The sequence below is a fragment of the Geodermatophilus sabuli genome (assembly GCF_900215145.1).
In the GTDB taxonomy this organism is placed as follows: Bacteria; Actinomycetota; Actinomycetes; order Mycobacteriales; family Geodermatophilaceae; genus Geodermatophilus; species Geodermatophilus sabuli.
In genome coordinates this window covers 674579-690154 of the sequence record NZ_OBDO01000001.1, presented here as the reverse complement: position 1 = coordinate 690154, position 15576 = coordinate 674579, and the positions used below count along the sequence as shown (strand labels likewise).

Annotated in this window: 15 protein-coding genes; 6 read left to right on the top strand and 9 right to left on the bottom strand. The window is 75.4% G+C overall.

Annotated elements, in window-relative coordinates; translation table 11 throughout:
- Positions 1–18 precede the first annotated feature (18 nt).
- A complete protein-coding gene (locus tag CRP39_RS03295; RefSeq protein ID WP_097204327.1) occupies positions 19–738 on the bottom strand; it encodes a PIG-L deacetylase family protein in 720 nt (239 codons plus the stop codon).
- A gap of 40 nt (positions 739–778) precedes the next feature.
- Entirely contained in the window at positions 779–1324 is a 546-nt protein-coding gene (locus tag CRP39_RS03290) for a dihydrofolate reductase family protein (RefSeq protein ID WP_216359591.1), read from the bottom strand.
- A gap of 71 nt (positions 1325–1395) precedes the next feature.
- On the opposite strand from CRP39_RS03290, the gene CRP39_RS03285 reads away from it, so the two are divergent.
- Entirely contained in the window at positions 1396–1872 is a 477-nt protein-coding gene (locus tag CRP39_RS03285) for a nucleoside deaminase (protein ID WP_097205115.1), read from the top strand.
- Here CRP39_RS03285 and CRP39_RS03280 read toward each other — a convergent pair.
- From CRP39_RS03280 to CRP39_RS03270, 3 genes are read right to left on the bottom strand one after another with little or no spacing between them, the layout of a single operon-like run.
- A complete protein-coding gene (locus CRP39_RS03280) occupies positions 1869–2573 on the bottom strand; it encodes an alpha/beta fold hydrolase (protein WP_097204323.1) in 705 nt (234 codons plus the stop codon). The genes CRP39_RS03285 and CRP39_RS03280 overlap by 4 nt on opposite strands.
- Positions 2574–2577: 4 nt before the next feature.
- On the bottom strand, positions 2578–4104 hold the full coding sequence (locus tag CRP39_RS03275) for an MFS transporter (RefSeq protein WP_097204321.1): 1527 nt from the start codon (positions 4102–4104) through the stop codon (positions 2578–2580).
- Between the two features lie 53 nt (positions 4105–4157).
- Positions 4158–4517: a DoxX family protein gene (locus tag CRP39_RS03270; RefSeq protein ID WP_097204319.1), complete on the bottom strand. Its 360-nt coding sequence runs from the start codon at positions 4515–4517 to the stop codon at positions 4158–4160.
- 24 nt (positions 4518–4541) lie between these two features.
- Between CRP39_RS03270 and CRP39_RS03265 the strand changes: the two genes are divergently transcribed.
- From CRP39_RS03265 to CRP39_RS03255, 3 genes are all read left to right on the top strand, one after another.
- Complete coding sequence (locus CRP39_RS03265; protein ID WP_097204317.1) at positions 4542–5297, top strand: sulfite exporter TauE/SafE family protein; 756 nt, start codon at positions 4542–4544, stop codon at positions 5295–5297.
- 83 nt (positions 5298–5380) lie between these two features.
- Positions 5381–7666 (top strand): putative bifunctional diguanylate cyclase/phosphodiesterase, encoded by a 2286-nt coding sequence (locus CRP39_RS03260; RefSeq protein ID WP_143426556.1) that lies wholly within the window; start codon positions 5381–5383, stop codon positions 7664–7666.
- A 173-nt stretch (positions 7667–7839) separates the two neighbouring features.
- Positions 7840–8058 (top strand): hypothetical protein, encoded by a 219-nt coding sequence (locus CRP39_RS03255; protein ID WP_097204314.1) that lies wholly within the window; start codon positions 7840–7842, stop codon positions 8056–8058.
- A gap of 55 nt (positions 8059–8113) precedes the next feature.
- On the opposite strand, the gene nadA is transcribed toward CRP39_RS03255, so the two are convergent.
- The 4 genes from nadA to CRP39_RS03235 form a co-directional block, all read right to left on the bottom strand.
- Complete coding sequence (nadA, locus tag CRP39_RS03250) at positions 8114–9145, bottom strand: quinolinate synthase NadA (protein WP_216359590.1); 1032 nt, start codon at positions 9143–9145, stop codon at positions 8114–8116.
- 135 nt (positions 9146–9280) lie between these two features.
- The gene (locus tag CRP39_RS03245; RefSeq protein ID WP_097204312.1) at positions 9281–10375 is read right to left on the bottom strand and encodes a bifunctional RNase H/acid phosphatase; all 1095 of its coding nucleotides are present in this window, start codon (positions 10373–10375) and stop codon (positions 9281–9283) included.
- 49 nt (positions 10376–10424) lie between these two features.
- Positions 10425–11165 carry a zinc ribbon domain-containing protein gene (locus CRP39_RS03240; protein ID WP_097204310.1) on the bottom strand — a complete coding sequence of 247 codons (741 nt, stop codon included), beginning with the start codon at positions 11163–11165 and terminating at the stop codon, positions 10425–10427.
- Positions 11162–12007, bottom strand: a complete 846-nt coding sequence (locus CRP39_RS03235) for a Nif3-like dinuclear metal center hexameric protein (RefSeq protein WP_097205112.1) — start codon at positions 12005–12007, stop codon at positions 11162–11164. The genes CRP39_RS03240 and CRP39_RS03235 overlap by 4 nt, the downstream gene beginning before the upstream one ends.
- A gap of 155 nt (positions 12008–12162) precedes the next feature.
- Between CRP39_RS03235 and CRP39_RS03230 the strand changes: the two genes are divergently transcribed.
- Positions 12163–14073, top strand: a complete 1911-nt coding sequence (locus tag CRP39_RS03230; RefSeq protein ID WP_245853536.1) for an FUSC family protein — start codon at positions 12163–12165, stop codon at positions 14071–14073.
- Positions 14074–14157: 84 nt separating this feature from the next.
- Positions 14158–15570: a WS/DGAT/MGAT family O-acyltransferase gene (locus CRP39_RS03225; protein WP_097205110.1), complete on the top strand. Its 1413-nt coding sequence runs from the start codon at positions 14158–14160 to the stop codon at positions 15568–15570.
- The last annotated feature ends 6 nt before the right edge of the window (positions 15571–15576 follow it).

The window sequence follows — 15576 nt, the reverse complement described above, 5'->3', positions numbered from 1 at the left end:
GGCCGCGCCCCGGACGACTCAGCCCCAGAAGAGCCGGAAGCCGACCCGCCGCCCGCCGTCCTCGGTGAGGGTCGACATGTCGATGACCTGACGTGCCTGCACGTCGACCGGCTCGTCGGACAGCAGCTCCAGGTACCGGCGGTGCTCGGAGAGCGACGCGACCGCGGCCTCCACGTGCTCGGCGACGTCGACCACGTGCGGCGGTTCGGTCATCTCCTGCACGGCGATGTACTGCACGCCCCGCCACGGCGCCTCGCGGAGGTCCGGGAAGATCCACTCGTTGGCGGCGTCGGCGACCGCGTCGAGGACGCTCTGCCCCAGCGCGCGGTGGTCGGCCGAGTTCACGTAGGCCGGCGAGACCCCGGGCGGCGTCCACGTGGCACCGAAGTAGCCGGTGACCACGAGTTCCGGCTGGTGCCGCCGGATGGCGCCGGCCAGCGCCCGGCGCAGTTCCGGCCCCTCCACCAGGACCCCGTCGCGCTGGTCCAGGAACTCCACCTCGGTGACCCCGACGACGGCGGCCGACCGGCGTTCCTCGTCCTCGCGCAGCGCTGCCGCCTCCTCCGGTGGCACCCCGGCCATGCCCGCCTCGCCGCGGGTGGCCAGCAGGTAGCCCACCTCCTTCCCCGCCGACGTCCAGGCCGCGACCGCGGCGGCCATCCCGTACTCGATGTCGTCCGGGTGCGCCGCGACGACGAGGGCGCGCTGCCAGTCGGAGGGCATGGGTTGGGGAGGCATGGCGCGCAGTCTGCTCCCGGGGGACGACATCGGGCGAGGGTCAGCCGTGCGTGGGCCGGTAGGTGAGCAGGGTGGTCCCGGCGCGGAACTCTCGGGCGGCCACCCGCCGCAGCCGGACGTCGACGCCGTCGGGGAACAGCCGCCGGCCTCGGCCCAGCACGCGGGGGAAGACGAACAGCCGGTACTCGTCGACCAGCCCCGCGCCGATCAGCGCGTGGCAGAGCGTGATGCTCCCGGTGACGCCGATCTCGCCGTCGTCCGAGGCGCGCAGCGCCCGCACCTCCTCGACCGGGTCGCCGGACAGCACCCGCGTGTTCGCCCACCCCGGGTCGCTCAGCGTGCGGGAGACGACGAACTTCTGCACGGCGTCCAGGTGCGCGGTGATGCCGGTCGGGTCGTCGGTCTGCGCCGGCCAGAACCCGCGCATCTCCTCGAACGTCCGCCGGCCGACGAGGAAGCCGGTCTGGGCGGCCATGTGCTCCTGCACGACCGCGAGGACGTCGGCGGTGTCCTCCTCCCCGCCCTGCGGGTCGAACCACCCGTCCAGCGCCTCGACGACGCCGTCCAGCGTGCTGTTCTCGGTCACCACGACTCGTCCCATGCCGGGGACGACCGCGCCGGCTCCCGGAAGTCATCGCCGTGCAGCACGATCGCGGCATGGTCGACGACGCGGACCGCGCCCACCTCCGCCGCTGCGTGGCGCTCGCCCGCGCCGCGCTCGACGCCGGCGACGAGCCGTTCGGCTCGGTGCTGGTCGACGCCGGCGGGCAGGTGCTGTTCGAGGACACCAACCACGTGGCCGGCGGGGACGCCACGCAGCATCCGGAGTTCGCCATCGCGCGGTGGGCGGCCACCCATCTGACGCCGGAACAGCGGGCGGCGGCCACCGTCTACACCTCCGGGGAGCACTGCCCGATGTGCGCGGCCGCGCACGGCTGGGTCGGGCTCGGGCGGATCGTCTACGCCAGCTCGTCGGCCCAGCTCACCGGCTGGCGCGCCGAGCTCGGCACCGCACCGTCCCCGGTACGCCCGCTACCGATCCCGGAGGTCGCACCCGGTGTCCCGGTGGAGGGACCGGTCGACGGGCTCGACGAGGAGGTCCACGAGCTGCACCGTCGCTTCCACGCCGGTTAGCGCGCCGCGACGTCCAGGAGCACCGCGGCCAGCTCCTCCGGCGCGCTGACCATCGGGTCGTGCCCCGTGGTCAGCTGCACGACCTCCCAGCCGGGCTGCGTGCGCGCCCGCTCGCGGGACGGCTCGATGCTGGCCAGCGCCGGCACGCTGCAGTCGACGTAGGTGCGCGGGCGGGCTGCCCAGCGCCCGCCGTCGAAGGGCAGCGGCTCGTCGTAGACGCCGCCGGGCTGCGGGGTCTGCCGCCGCTCCACCCACGCGGCGTCGGCGCCGGTCAGCCCGAACGCCGACGCGGGCGGCGGTGGGATCACCCCGGTCTCCCGGATGACGGCCCGCCGCTCCGCCCGCACCTCCGGCGGGTTCGGCGTCGACCAGCACTCCCCTGGGGTCGGGACGACGCCGTCGACGTAGACCAACCGGCCGACCGCCTCGCCCAGCCGGTCGGCCGCCCCGGTGACCACCATCCCGCCGTAGCTGTGCCCGACCAGGACCGCGCCGCGGCACTCCTCGGCCCGGACGGCGGTGACCACGTCCTCCACGTGCGTCGCGAGGGTGATCGACGGCGACAGCTGGTGCGCCCGCTCACCCAGCCCGGACAGCGTCACCGGGACGACGTTGTGCCCGGCGGCCCACAGCAGCGGCAGCACCCGCCGCCAGCACCACGCGCCGTGCCAGGCGCCGTGGACGAGGACGATGTCGGTCATCCGGTCATCGTGCCGGTGTGGGCTCGCGGCCGTCCTCCGGAGCCCCCTGCCGCTGCACGGCCGGCGCCTGGGCGCGCACGAGCCAGAACACCAGGAGGCCGCCGAGCAGGCCGGCGGCGCCGCAGGCGAGGAACGCGTCGCGCAGCCCGTCGGTGTAGGCGGCGGCGAGCAGGTCGCCCAGCCCCGGGCGGGCGGCCGGGTCGGCGCCGGCCAGGATCACCGGCGCCTGCCCAGCCGACAGCGCCGACGCCGTTGCTGCGGGATCGGGCAGCCCGCCGTCGCGCAGCGTCGCGCCCGCGGCAGCAGTGAAGACCGCACCGAGGATCGACACCCCGAGCGCCAGGCCCAGCTGGCGGGCGGTGTTCACCGCGCCCGAGGCCATGCCGCTGCGCTCGCGGGGCGCCGCGGCCAGCGCCGCGGAGGCCAGTGTCGGGTTCGACACGCCCACCCCGATCCCCATCACGGCCAGGCCGGGGACCAGCACCGTCCACGACGACCCCGCGTCCACGAACGCCAGCAGCAGCGCGCCGGCACCGATGAGGACCAGGCCCGACCCCAGCACCAGCCGCGGCGACCGTGTCTGCAGGAACCGGCCGGTGCCGGCGGCGACCGCGAAGCTCATGAACGACAGCGGGATGAACACCAGCCCGGCCCGCAGCGGCGACAGCCCCTCGATCGACTGCAGCCACAGCGAGGCGTAGACCAGCTCGGAGAACGCGGCGGCGTTGAGCAGCAGCGCGCCGATCATGATCCCGGTGAACGACCGGTTCCGGAACAGCCGCACGTCGAGCATCGGTGCGTCCCGGCGCAGTTCGACCAGCACCCACAGCCCGAGGACGAGAAGGCCCCCGGCGATCGGTCCCCAGGCCCTCGGCTGGCCCCACCCCGTGGCGGCGGCCTCGACCAGCCCGTAGACGACCGCCCCCGCGCCGAGGGTGAACAGCGCGATCCCGGGGGCGTCGGGTCGCGGCGCACCGGACTGCCGGAACTCCCCGACGACGGCGAGGGTCAGCACGACCGCGACCACGCACACGGGCAGGTTGACGAAGAAGACCCAGCGCCAGGACAGCTCGGTGAGGGCGCCGCCCACGATCGGCCCGAGCGCCGCCGCGGCGCCGACCACCGCGCCCCACACGCCGAACGCCGTCCCCCGGTCGCGGCCCTCATAGCAGTCGTTGATCAGCGCGATCGTCGTCGCGAACATCGCCGCGCCGCCGATCCCCTGCAGCCCCCGCGCCGCGATCAGCCAGCCGGCGCTCGGGGCCAGCCCGCAGGCCAGCGAGGCCATCGCGAACACGACCAGCCCGACGAGGAACACCCGGCGCCGTCCGTACAGATCGGCGATCGAGCCGGTGCCGAGCACCAGCGCCGCGAGCGCCAGCGCGTACACGTCGACCACCCACTGCAACTGGTCGAAGGACGTCGACAGGTCGGTCGCCAGGTCGGGCAGGGCGACGTTCACGATCGTGACGTCGATCAGCAGGATGAAGGTGCCGGTACAGATGGCGACCAGTGGGAGCCACGTGCGCACCGGCCGAGGGTGCCCAGCGGGTGCAGAGCGCAACCGACCGGACGGTGCGCCGGTCACCTCCCCCGTGCCACCCCCAGTGCCGTGCGCACCAGCGGGAGCTGCAGCGGCAGCCGGACGGCGGCGGCCGCCAGCGGCAGCGGCCGCCGCGGCACCACCCGGAACGTGTGCAGGTGCGCCGGGAGGAAGCCGACCAGGAGCGCGGCGGCCGCCCAGCCCCCGAGCCGTCGGGTGCGCGGCACGGCCATCAGCGCCGCCGTGCCGATCTCGGCCACGCCCGTGCCGGTCACCCACCGCCGGGCGTCCCCGAGCTCCGGCGGGACCAGCCACTCGAAGGTCCGCGGCCGCACCAGGTGCAGCACCCCCGACCCGCCCAGCGCCGCCAGCAACACCCTCGCCCTGCCCGGGAGCTCCATCCGGCCACCGTAGGCTCGCCTCCCGTGTCCGCCCTCGACCTGGCCATCGCGGCGGGCGTCGCCCTCCTCGCCGGTGTGATCAACTCCATCGCCGGGGGCGGGTCGCTGATCCTGTTCCCCACCCTTGTCGCGCTCGGCCTGGACACCGTGGCCGCGAACGTCACCAACTCCATCGCCCAGTGGCCCGGCTACCTCGGCGGGGTCCTCGGCTTCCGCAGCGAGTACGCCGGGCAGCGGGGCCGGCTGCTGCGCTTCGGGCTGGTGGCGCTCCTGGGTGGCACGGCCGGCAGCGTGCTGCTGCTGACGACGCCGAGCGAGGCCTTCGACGTCGTCGTCCCCGTGCTGGTCCTGCTGGCCAGCCTGCTGCTGGCGGTGCAGCCGCTGCTGACGCGGCGGCTGCGGGGCGCCGAGGACGGCGGGACCGGCCGGGACCCGTGGTGGCTGTACGCGGCGCTGTTCCTGGCCACCGTGTACGGCGGCTACTTCGGCGGCGCGCTGGGAGTCATCCTCGTCGGCGTCCTGGGGGTCGGCCTGCACCGGCTGAAGCTGGCCAACGCGCTGAAGTCGGCGCTGTCGGCGGTCACCGCCACCGTCACCCTGGTCGTGTTCGGCATCTGGGGCCCGGTCGACTGGATGGTGGTGGCCGTCGCCGCCCCGGCCAGCCTGCTCGGCGGGTTCGTCGGTGCGCGCATCGCCCGCCGCATCCCGGTCACCCCGCTGCGGGTGTTCATCGTCGTCTTCGGCGTCGCGGTCTCGGTCTACCTCTTCACCCGCATCTGACGGAGGGCGCGGCACCGGTCCGGAACGGCGGCGATCCGGCACAGCGGTGGCCCGGAAGGGTGGGGGTCGTTCATCCTCGGTCGATGGCGTCCGATGAGGAGGGCATGCCGAGCGCCCCGCCACCCCGGCTCCTGCCGGGGACGCCCCGCTGGGTGCTGGCGGTCGCGGCCCTCCTCGGTGCCGCGGCGCTCGTGGCGCCCGTGTTCGCCCCCGGGGCCGACCCGATCGACCCCCTGCGGTTCCTCCCCGCCCTCGCGGTGAACGCGGGGCTGTGCGTCGTGCTGGGCTGGCGCGCCCGCAGCTTCCCGCAGGAACGGCTGGTGTGGGAACGGATCGCCCTGTCCGCGGCGGTCGTCACCGTGGCGGCCGCGGTCACCGCCGTCCTCGCCGTGGTCCCCGCGACCCGCGCGTACGCCGCCGTCCCCCTCGAGTGGGCCCCGGTGGCGGCCTTCCCCTTCGTCTACGCGGGGCTGGTCCGCTGGAACCGCTTCGGGACCAACCTGGCCGACCCCAACGACGTCCTCAACGGCTCCGCGGCCGCCCTGGCGGCCGTGGCGGTGCTCGACGCCCTGCTGACCGCCACCGGCAGCCCGCTCGCCGCGGCCCCGTGGTGGGACGTGTACGCGCTGCTGGGTCAGGTGGCCACCGGGCTCGTGCTCCTGGGGACGGCGTTGTCGGTGGTCGGCCTCGGCTCGATGAACCGCGATCCACGCATCTGGCTGGTCGTCGCCGCTCTCGCGGTCGCGCTCTGCGGCGACGTGGGCCGCCTGTTCAACGACGGCGCGCAGGTCGCCTGGCTGGCCGGGGCCGCCCCCCTGGGCGCGGTGCTGCTGACCGCGGCCGCCGTCCTGCGTCCGGGCCGCACCGCCCCGCAACCGACCGACCCCACCGCCTCGACGATCGGGGCCTTCGTCGTGATCGTCGCCTCCACCGCGGTGCTGCTCTCCGGCGCCGTGTCGGACTCGGCGGGGGCGGCGACCTGGTGCGCGGCCCTGGCGGCGACGGGGTCGAGCGTCCGCCTGCTGATCAACGTGCGCGAACTCGCCCAGCTCGCCGTCAGCCGGCGGGAGGCCCTGACCGACGAGCTCACCGGCCTGGCCAACCGTCGCGCCGTGCTGCGACGGGTCGAGGAGGCCGGCGCCGAGGGGCTGCCACTGGCCTTCGCGCTGCTCGACCTCGACAAGTTCAAGGAGGTCAACGACGGCCTGGGCCACGCCGCCGGGGACGACCTGCTCCGCCTGGTGGCCGCGCGGCTGAAGCCGGTGCTGCGCACCGGCGACCTGCTGGGCCGGCTCGGCGGTGACGAGTTCGCCGTCGTCGCCGTGCTGGACGCCGGGGTCGCACCCGAGGACGCCGCCGAGGCCCTGGGCCGCCGACTCCTCGGTCAGCTGCGCGAGCCGTTCCGGATCGGCGGCATGTCGGTGCACGTCACCTCGAGCATCGGCCTGGCCCCCAGCGTCGGCAGCGCCCGGCCAGGGACCGGTACGGCGGAGCTGCTCCTGCAGCAGGCCGACGCCGCCATGTACGCCGCCAAGCGGGCCGGCACCGGGCAGGCCGTGTACGACGACGCCCAGCACGGTGACGCCAGCCGGCACCTGGCGCTGGTCGAGGAGCTGCGCGCCGCGCTCACCTCCGACCAGCTGGTGCTGCACCACCAGCCGCAGGTCGACGTCGCGACCGGCCGCACCGTCGGCGTGGAGGCGCTGGTCCGCTGGGCCCACCCGGTGCGGGGCCTACTCGGCCCCGCCGAGTTCCTGCCCCAGGCCGAGGTGCACGGGCTCATGGGGCTGCTCACCGACGAGGTGCTGCGCCAGGCGGTGGCCCAGTCCGCCGCGTGGCGGCGGGACGGCCGGCACCTGCGCATGTCGGTGAACCTGTCGGCCAGCAACCTGCTCGACACCACCCTGCCGTGCCGGGTCGCCGACCTGCTGCGCGACGCCGGTGTCCCGCCGGAGGCGCTCGTCCTCGAGGTCACCGAGAGCGTGCTGCTCAGCGACCCCGACCGCAGCCTCGCCGTCGTCCGGCGGCTGGCCGACCTGGGCGTCACCGTGAGCATCGACGACTTCGGCACGGGCTACTCGTCGCTGTCCTACCTGCGCGAGCTCCCCGTGGCCGAGCTGAAGCTCGACCGCTCGTTCACCGCGGGGCTGCTCACCGACGCCCGGACCGAGGCGATCGTGGCCAGCACCGTGGCGCTGGCCCACCGGCTCGGTCTGCGCGTGGTCGCCGAGGGCGTCGAGGCCGCGGAGACCCTGGACCACCTCGCGGCGCTCGGCTGCGACGAGAGCCAGGGCTACCTGCACGCGCCGCCGTTGGCGGCCGAGCGGCTGGTCGAGTGGCTCGACGGCCGGGTGCTGTCGGTCCCCTGACCGGCTGGGCACCGTCCCGCTCACCCTGCCCGCCGCCACCACGGCCCTCTGGGCGGCGTTGCGGATCCGACCGGCAGTGGCCTCCTGGGGCGCACGTGACGGACGGGTCCACGGCCTGCGGGACACACCCCGCACCTCCCCGGGGCCGCTGCGGCCCTGCCTACCGTCGGGGCATGCGCGAGAACCGACTCTCCCCGGTCCGGAACGCCCGCACCGACTCCGCCGCCCGCGTCCAGCGGCTGCACCTCATCGCCGCCGCCCGCGCGGCCGCCGTCCGGCCGACGTCGCCGCAGCAGGTGTCCGACATCGTGCGGGTCACCGTCGACGACGAGGTGGACACCTGCACGTTCAAGGCGATCGTCGCCGACATCTCCGACGACGTCCTGCGCTGAAGGACCCCGCCCTCCTCACCGCTCGCAGGCTCGCGGCGAGCCGCTGGACGAGGCCTCACTCACCGCCGCGACCGGACTCCCCGATGGCGATCATCGCCTCCACCGCCTTGCGGGCCCGGGCGGCGGTCTCCGGGTCGACGTCGACGGCCCCCTCGCCGGTGCGCAGCGTCTGCAGCAGCTTGGCGGGCGTGATCATCTTCATGTAGCGGCAGGCGGCGCGGTCGTTCATCGGGATGAACCGGGTGCCGCTGTTGAGCGCCCGCAACTGGTGCAGGATGCCGACCTCGGTGGCGACCAGCACCTCCCCGGCCCTCGTGCGGCCGGCCTCCTCGACCATGCCACCGGTGGACAGCACGCGGGTGCGGTCGGCGGGCAGGTCACCGTGGCTGACCAGGTCCAGCACCGAGGTGGTGCAGCCGCACTCCGGGTGCACCAGGATCTCGGCGTCCGGGTGCGCGGCCACCTGCGCGCGGACGTCGGACGGGCTGATCCCGGCGTGCACGTGGCACTCGCCGGCCCAGATGGAGATGTTCTCCCGCCCGGTCACGCGCTTGACGTGCGCGCCGAGGAACTGGTCGGGGCAGAAAAGGATCTCCCGGTCGGCCGGGATCGACCGCACGACGTCGGCGGCGTTGGACGAGGTGCAGCAGATGTCGGTCTCGGCCTTCACCGCCGCGGTGGTGTTCACGTAGCTGACGACGACGGCGCCCGGGTGCTGGGCCTTCCACTCGCGCAGCTGCTCGGCGGTGATCGAGTCGGCCAGCGAGCAGCCGGCGGCGTGGTCGGGCAGCAGCACGGTCTTGTCCGGCGAGAGGATCTTCGCCGTCTCGGCCATGAAGTGGACGCCGCAGAAGACGATCTCCCGGGCATCGGTCTGCGCGGCGACCCGCGAGAGGTACAGCGAGTCGCCCGTGACGTGCGCGACGTCCTGGATCTCGGGCACCTGGTAGTTGTGCGCGAGGATCACCGCGCCGCGCTCCTCCGCGAGCCGGCGCACCTCCGCGGCCCAGCTCTCGTACTCGGCGGGCGACAGCGTGCGCTCGTCACCGACGACGGCGGACGTGGCGGGCGCGATGGTGGCGGTCACGGAACTCCTCGGGTGTGGGCGTACGGCACCATGATCCACCGCGCCGACGACCGACTGTGGTGCGGGGCACTCCCTGCAACGCCGTCCCGCCGCGGGCCCTTCCCCGTCAGCGGCGGACGGCGCGGGGGACGTGGCTCAGCCCAGGTGGCCGGTGTCGTTGACCAGCCGGACGGCGGAGCGGCCGTCGGAGCTCCAGGCGACCGTGCAGAACGACGCGGCCTCGAGGAACACCCGGTGGACGACGTCGTCGGGCACGTCGAGGCCGGCCGCCAGCAGCAGCTTGATCGGCGTCACGTGGCTGACGACGAGCACGGTCTTCCCGGCGTGCTCGCGCAGGATCCGCGCGCGGGCGCGGCCGACCCGGACGCTGACGTCGGCCACGGACTCCCCACCCGGTGCCGCGACGGTGACGTCGGCGGAGAACCGGCGGGTGGCCAGCGGGTGCCTCGCCCGGGCCTCGTCGGCGGTGAGGCCCTCGAGCTGGCCGAAGTCGAGCTCCACCAGGTCCTGGTCCACCTGCACCGGCAGCCCCAGCGCCCCGGCGACGACCTCGGCGGTCTCCCGCGCCCGCCGCAGCGGCGAGGAGACGACGACCTCGATGCCCAGTTCCCCGGCCCGCTTGGCGGCCGCCTCGGCCTCGGCGCGGCCGGTCGCCGACAGCGGCAGGTCGTTACGGCCGCTGTACCGGCGCTCGGGCGTGTGCTCGGTGCGCCCGTGCCGCAGCAGGTGCGTCACGGTGGTGACGACGGGTACGGGCGCGGCGACCGGCTGGACGTCGTCCTCCGTCGTCGTCGGCTCGGCGGCGAGGTCCCGGCGCACGGGGCGGCCGTCCATCGCGCTGTTGGCCAGCGCGTCCGCGGCGCCGTTCTGCGCTCGCGGCACCCACGTGTAGCGGACGCCGCCGAGCTGCCGGGCGATCTGCTGGGCCTGCAGCGCGAGCTTCTGCATGTCGGGGTGCTTGACCTTCCACCGACCCGACATCTGCTCGACGACGAGCTTGGAGTCCATGCGGACCTCGACCTCGGCACTCGGGTCGAGGTCGAGGACCGCCTGCAGCCCGGCGACCAGGCCGCCGTACTCGGCGACGTTGTTGGTGGCCCGCCCGACCGACTCGGCCCGCTCGGCGAGCACCCGCCCGGTCTGCGCGTCGCGGACCAGGGCGCCGTAGCCGGCCGGCCCCGGGTTGCCCCGCGAGCCGCCGTCCGCCTCGACGATGAGCTTCCGGCTCACAGCTCGCCCCCGGTCTCGACGTGCTCCTCGACCGTCGCCCGCGCCCGCGTCACAGGCCGGACTCGGCGGTGCGGACGAGGATCCGGCCGCAGTTGTCGCACCGGACGACCTCGTGCGGGTCGGCGTTGCGGACGGCGGCGAGCTCGCGGCCGAACAGCTCCAGGCGGCAGCCCTGGCACTGGCGGGCCTTGAGCATCGCCGCGCCGGTGCCGCCGGTCTGGGTGCGGATCCGCTCGTAGAGGCTCAGGAGGTCGTCCGGGATGGTGGCGGCGGCGTCCTGGCGGGCCTGCTCGTGGCGCGTGGTGCCGTCGGCGATGTCGGCGAGGGCGTCGTCGCGCAGCTGCTCGGCCCGCGTGCGGTCGGCCTGCGCCTGCGTCTGGCCGTCGGTCGCCTCGGCGAGGGTGGCCTCGGCGGTCTCGAGCTGCTCCATGAGCTCGAGCTCCTGGTCCTCGAGGTCGGACTGCCGGCGGGCCAGCGACTGGAGCTCGTGCTGCAGATCGGTCATCTGCTTGGCGGAGACGCTGCCGGAGTCCAGCAACTTCTGGTCCTTGGCCGCCCGCTGGCGGACGGTGTCGACGTCGCCCTCCAGCCGCTTGACCTCGCGCTGCAGGTCGCGCACCGCGGTCTCGGCGCGCACCACCTGCTCGGCGAACCCGCGCTCCCTCTCGGCCGCGCTCTCGACCGCGGCCAGCTCCGGCAGCGTGCGCTTGCGGTGGGCCAGCTGGGACAGCGCGACGTCCTCGGCGGCCAGGGCCAGCAGCTTCTGCTGGTCGAAGTGGTCGGCCTTCACCCACTCAACCTACCCGCGCCGGCGGCGGCTCCCCCGGCGCTGCACGTCCACGGGTCGGTGCGCCGGTGCGAGACCGCGACCTCCACGCGCCCGCCCAGGTCACGGCGCAGGACGTCGGCGGCCACGGGCAGCCAGGGCCACTCGGACGCGAAGTGGGCGACGTCGCAGACGGCCGGACCGGGCACCTCCTGGGACTCGGAGACGGGGTGGTGCCGGAGGTCGCTGGTCAGCAGGACGTCGGCGCCGGCGGCCGCCGCGGTCGGGAGCAGCGAGCCGCCGCTGCCGCCGCAGACGGCGACGGTCTCGATCCGGCGTCCCGGGTCTCCTGCGGCCCGGACGCCGCCGACCGCGTCGGGCAGCGCGGTGGCGACGAGGTCGGCGAACTGCTGCAGGGTCAGCGCCTCGGGCAGCCGGCCGATGCGGCCCAGTCCGGCGCGCGGGTCGGTGGCGGCCGGCTGGAGCGGCGTGGTGCCGCGGAGGCCGAGGGCGGCGGCCAGGGCGTCGTTGACGCCGGAGTCGGGTGCGCGGTCGGCGTTGGTGTGCGCGACGAACAGCCCGGCACCGGCCCGCACCAGCCGGTGCACGAGGCGCCCCTTCGGGTCCCCGGCCGGCACGCCGTGGACGGGCGTCAGGAACAGCGGGTGGTGGGTGACCAGCAGCTGCGCCCCGGTCCCGACCACCTCGTCGACGACCGCCGAGACCGGGTCGACGGCGAACAGCACCCGCTGCACCGGCTCGTCCGGGTCGCCGCACACGAGGCCGACGGCGTCCCAGTCCTCGGCGAGCACAGGGTCGTAGCGGGCCTCCAGGGCGGCCACGACCTCCCCCAGCGTCACGGTCACGGCCGGACTGTAGGTGAGCAGCGGACGCGGCACGGACGTCGCTCCCGGGCCCGGCCCGCCCGAGTGGCGAGCCCGGCAGGTGACCGACGCGGGTGGAAAGCTCGGCGACCGTGGCGGAGAGGGGGCCCCGGGCGCCGGCGTGGCTCGAGGAGCTGGTGCGGACCAAGCGCCCTCCGGTGCCGTGGCGCGACGTCGTCCGGTTCGCCGTCTCCGTCCCCGCCCCGTTGGCCCTGGCCGTCGTCGTGGGCGGCGGCGTGCAGCCCGGACCCGCGCTGAGCGCCGGCGTCTTCGGCACCATGGGTGCGCTCGTCGCGACCCTCGCGCCCCAGGCGGGGCCGCTGCGGGACCGGCTGCGCCGCATCGTCGCGGCGGTCGGCTTCGCCACCGTGGGCCTGCTGGCCGGCCAGTACGCCACGGGTGGCGGGTGGCAGCCGGTCGTCGTCATCGCCCTGCTGTCGGTCGTGGCGGCGATGGTGAGCGGCATCAACGCGGCACTGTCCCTGGGCGGGCTCCAGCTGCTCGTGTACACCGCGCTCTCCTCCGGCCTGGTCACGGCCCTGTCCACGGCGCAGGAGATCGGCTTCTTCCTCGCCGGGGCCGCCTGGGCGACGCTGACCTCGCTGGTCCAGGCCCGCACCGAGGTGCTCGACCCCGACCGCACCGCCGTCGCTGCCGTCTTCACCCGGATCGGTGAGCTGCTCACGGCCAGCGGCACGGCTCGCTCGGACGACGCCCGGCGCGACCTCACCACGGCTCTGAACGCCGCCTACGACCGGGTGATCCGCAGCCGCGGCCACTCCTCGGGCCGCACCCGCGAGCTCTCCGAGCTGGCCGGGGTGCTCAACGCGGCCGCGCCGCTGGTGGAGGGCGCGGTGGCCGCGGCCCGCGCCGCGGTGCCCGCCGACCCGCAGGACGTCACCGCCGTCCATGCGCTGGCCGCGGCGCTGAACGGCGCCCGGGAGCTGCCGGCCGAGCGCCCACCGGCCCTGGAGGACGGGTTGCCGACCCGCCGCGCGGTGCGGCACGGCGTCCGGCTGGTGTGGAACGTCGTCGGCGACCCCGAGGAGCGGGCCGGCGCCGCCGCCCCGCGCCAGGAGGTCGACCTCCGCACCCGGCTGCGCGAGCTCGTCGACCGCACGCTGGCCAGCCCGGACAGCCGCGACTTCGCCCTGCGCCTGGCGCTGTGCATGACGATCGCCGAGGTCGCCCGCCAGTACCTGCCGATCCAGCGCCCGTACTGGGTGCTGTTGACCGTGGCGATCGTGCTCAAGCCGGACTACGGGTCGGTGTTCGGCCGGGCCGTGCAGCGCGGCGCGGGCACCCTGCTCGGGGTGCTGCTGGGTTCGGCGCTCCTGATCGTCCTGCCCCGCAACGGCTGGGTGCTGGTCGCGATGGCCGCGGCGGCCGCCGTCCTGCCGTGGGCGCGGGCGGCGAACTTCGGCCTGTTCTCGGTCTTCCAGACGCCGGTGATCATCCTGCTGCTCGACCTGGCGCTGCCGAGCGATCCGGGGCTGGTCGGCGCCCGCCTCGTGGACACCCTCATCGGCTGCGCGATCGTGCTCGTCTTCGGCTATCTGCTGTGGCCGCAGACCTGGCGCGCGCCGCTGGACGAGGCGCTGCGCGACGCCGCGCTGGCCCTCGACGCCTTCGTGGACGCGGCGTTCACCGGCGGCCCGGTGGAGCGGCGCCGCGCCCGCCGACGCAACTACCGGGCGCTGACCGAGCTGCAGACCCAGCTGCAGCGGCGGCTGGCCGAGCCCCCGCCGGTGAGCACCCGCGCCGCCGCGTTCTGGCCGGTCATCGTGCAGCTGGAACGGACGTCGGACGCCGTGACCGAGGCGGTCATCGCCACCCGCCAGGGCGAGCCGGCGCCGGACCTCGCGCAGGTCGCCGTGCTCCGCCGTGCCATCCGCGAGCTGGAGGCCGACATCGAGGCCCACCGGCCGCCCGACGACGCCGAGATCCACGCCGAGGGGGTGCTGGCGCCGGTGGCCCGTGAGGTGGACGCCGCCCGCCGGCTGGTCCGCGACGCCGCCCCCGGCCGCCCTCGCCCCGCGGGGGGATGACCTGCGCCGTCCCGGTGGACGCGACCGGCGGCACGTGGTCGGCTTGCAGCCCCAGCGAGGACGACGAGAGGCGGGGTGCTGACCGTGGACCGCTTGAGCCCGACCGATGCCGGCTTCTACTACGCGGAGAGCGAGAACACCCCGCTGCACGTCGGGTCGGTGTCGGTGTTCGAGGGGCCGGTCCCCTCGTACGGCGACGTCGTCCGGCTGCTGCTGGCCAAGCTGCCGCTGGTGCCCCGCTACCGGCAGCGCGTGCGGCAGGTCCCGTTGCAGCTCGGCCGGCCCGTCTGGGTCGACGACCCGCACTTCCAGATCCTGTACCACGTCCGGCACACGGCGGTGCCGAGCCCGGGCGGCGACGAGCAGCTGCGCAACCTCGCCGGCCGCATCCTCGGGCAGCGCCTGGACCTCGCCAAGCCGCTGTGGGAGCTCTACCTGGTCGAGGGGCTGGAGAACGGCCGCTGGGCCCTGATCTCCAAGGTCCACCACTGCATGGTCGACGGCGTCGCCGGCACCGATCTCATGCAGCTGGTCTTCGACCTGACCCCCGACGCCACCCACCCCGAGCCCCAGGACTGGACGCCGCAGCGCACCCCGTCGAGCGTCTCGGTCATCGCCGGCGCCGTGCAGGACGCCGTCACGCACCCGCTGCGCCAGCTCCCCCGGCTGCCCGGCGCCGGCAGCCTGAGGCGGGCGTCCAAGGACGCGGTGCGGACCAGCTGGCAGCTCGCCGCCGGCATCCCCGCGGCCGCCCGGCAGCTCGCCGGCCCCGCCGCCCGGTCGCTCAACGGCCCGATCGGCCCGCACCGGCGCTGGGCGTGGACCGAGGCGCAGCTGGCCGAGCTCAAGGGCGTCCGTGCGGCCCTGGGTGGCACCGTCAACGACGTCGTCCTCGCCGGCATCACCCGCGGCTTCCGCGACCTGCTGGAACGGCGCGGCGACCTGCGGCCGGAACTGGTCGTGCGCTCGATGGTGCCGGTGTCGGTGCGCCAGCCAGGCGAGCGCAACACCCTGGACAACCGGATCTCCGCCGTCTTCGTCGACCTGCCGGTCGGCGAGCCCGACCCGGTGGCGCGGCTGGCCTCGGTGCGCCGGCAGATGGACGACCACAAGCGGACCCTCGCCGCCGTCGACGCCCGCTCGATCATCGCGATGGGCGACTTCGTGGCGCCCACGCTGCTCTCCCTGGGCGTGCGCGCGGCCCTGGCGACCGGTCAGGTGCTCGGCCAGACCGTCACCACCAACGTGCCCGGCCCGCGCGTGCCGCTCTACGTGCTGGGCCGGCGGATGTGCTCGGCGCACGCCTACGTCCCGATCGCCGGCGGCATGCGCGTCGCGATCGGGATCTTCTCGTACCTGCAGACGATGACCTACGGCATCAACGCGGACTTCGACGCCTTCCCCGACGTCGACGTCCTCGCCCGGGGCATCCGCGCCGGGGTCGACGAGCTGGTCGCCGCGGCCCACGACGCGGCCTCCACCTCGGCCGGCGGCTGAACGGTT